This is a genomic window from Micromonospora globispora (genome assembly GCF_003857015.1).
Lineage (GTDB): Bacteria > Actinomycetota > Actinomycetes > Mycobacteriales > Micromonosporaceae > Micromonospora > Micromonospora globispora.
Genome location: NZ_QGGF01000653.1, coordinates 1 through 2,109, shown reverse-complemented (window position 1 = coordinate 2,109; position 2,109 = coordinate 1). Strand labels below are relative to the sequence as shown.

The 2,109-nt window shown below is 73.8% G+C and carries 2 protein-coding genes; both read right to left on the bottom strand.

Going from position 1 to position 2,109, the window contains the following annotated elements; all coding sequences use genetic code 11:
• Positions 1–226: 226 nt before the first annotated feature.
• Positions 227–697, bottom strand: a complete 471-nt coding sequence (locus tag DKL51_RS31480) for a ribose-5-phosphate isomerase (protein WP_109946952.1) — start codon at positions 695–697, stop codon at positions 227–229.
• Positions 698–767: 70 nt separating this feature from the next.
• Positions 768–1,967, bottom strand: coding sequence for a DUF1015 family protein (locus tag DKL51_RS31475; protein ID WP_109946951.1), 1,200 nt, complete (start codon positions 1,965–1,967; stop codon positions 768–770).
• Positions 1,968–2,109 lie beyond the last annotated feature (142 nt).

The window sequence follows — 2,109 nt, the reverse complement described above, 5'->3', positions numbered from 1 at the left end:
GCCTGGTCGGGTCCGGCTCCTCCCAGGTTGCCGTGCCCGCCGCGATGCGGGCCCGGGACGCCTCCCGCCCCACCGAGGCGGACCTGGCCGAGGCGGAGGCCCGGGTGGTGATCGTCCGCCGCAACTGGGTCCCCCGGGAGGACCTCCCCCGCTCCGGCCGCTGAGCTCCCGGGCCGGGACGGGAAACGGCCCCCGTAGGGGCCGGATCCGTCGAGGCGACGCGCGGTCAGGCGGGAAGGTCGGGAAGCTGGCGGGTCTCCTCGTAGGCCGCGACCTGGGCGATGCGGCGGGAGTGCCGGGGGTTGCCCGAGAACGGCGTGGTCAGGAACGCCTCGACCATGGCGGTCGCCTCGTCCAGCGTGTGCTGCCGGGCGCCGACCGCGACGATGTTGGCGTCGTTGTGCTCCCGGGCCAGCTGGGCGGTGTCGATGTTCCAGGCCAGGGCCGCGCGAACCCCGGCGATCTTGTTGGCGGCGATCTGCTCGCCGTTGCCGGATCCGCCGATGACCACCCCGAGGCTGCCCGGGTCGTTGACCACCCGGTCACCGGTGTGCAGGCAGAACGCCGGGTAGTCGTCGTCCGGGTCGAAGGCGTGCGGGCCGACGTCGACCACCTCGTAGCCCTGCTTGGCCAGGTGGTTGGCCAGGTGCACCTTCAGCTCGAAACCGGCGTGATCGGAACCCAGGTAGACGCGCATACCGGGAGTCTGTCAGGCCCGTTTCCGTGCCGCCGCGCGGGCGGCGACACGGAGGCGGATTCGTCACAGCTCAGTGGGACAGCTCGGCGACTACCAGGCCGCCGCGCGCCTTCGGGGTGAACCAGGTGCTCTTGCGGGGCATCTTCTCCCGGGCCAGGTTCACCGCGACGAAGTCGTCCACGGTCACCGGGGCGATCAGGATCGCCAGCTCGGCCCGGCCCGCGTCGACCTCGCCGGTGAGCCAGCTCGCCGGGTAGTCACCGCCGACGTAGGTGATCCGCTTGTCGCCCGGATCGAGGCCGAGCGCGTCGCGCAGCACCAGCCGCTCGACCAGGGCGTGGTCCAGGTTCTCCAGCCGGCCGCCGTCGACGTGCGGCAGGGTGACCGCGTACCCCTGGCCGGCGAGGTAGAGGTGCACGGTGCCGCCGGCCGCCGGCACCTCGACCGGGCCGTCGATGGGGCTGAGCTGCGCGCCGGCGGCCCGGAGCCGGTCGAGCAGCTCCGCCGGCGTGGTGGTCAGCTCGCTGACCAGCCGGTTGTAGGGCTGGATGGCGACCGAGGCCGGCGTGGTGATGACCGAGAGGAAGCGCGGCAGCCCACGGGTCTGGGCGGCCAGGCTGCGGTGGTTGCCGTCGGCCACCACCAGCTCGCCGCCGGCGGCCAGCGCGGTCAGCTCGTCCTGCTCGGGCCCGGGGCCGAGCAGCCAGATGGCGTGCGTCCGGCCGGCCTGGTCGACGTCGGTCGCGGCGGGCGCGCCGGCCGTCTCGGTGGCCGCCGCCAGCGCGGCGTGCAGCTCGTCGCCCCGGCCCGTCTGGAGCAGGAGTACGGGCGAGAGCAGGTGCCCGAGCGCCTCGGCCAGGGCGACCCGCTCCCGGACCTTGGCGATGAAGACGTCCTCGTTGCGGATCACCAGGCCGGGCTCGTCGGCCCGGGTGGAGATCTGGTCGGTGTCCACCATGGCGAACAGCCCGTACGCGGGCTCCTCGCCCGGCGCGGTGATCCGGTAGAGCACCACGACCTGCTCGGCCGGGGTGTAACTGCCGTCCGCCTTGGCCTCGGCGAGGCGGGCCACCGCGTCCGGCAGCGCGTCGAGGAAGGACTTGCCGAGGCTCTCCGGCGCCCGGTGGGGCATCTCGATGCCGAGGGCACTGTGCGGGTTCGCCTCTATGATCGCGGTGATCTCCGCGTCGTCGGCGAACTCGTCGTAGTTCTGCGCGCCGGTGCCGCCAGTGGTGATCCAGGCCCGGGCGATCGGATGCACGACCGTCATGCCCTCTGACGCTACCCGCGCCGCCCACCGGCCGGACCCGGACCCTCGCCGCGTCCACCAGATGAAAGGAGGGGCCCGCTGGGCCCCTCCCGAACGCTGCGATCAGACGTTGCGGTCGAGCGGGCCGGGCCCGCTCGATCGC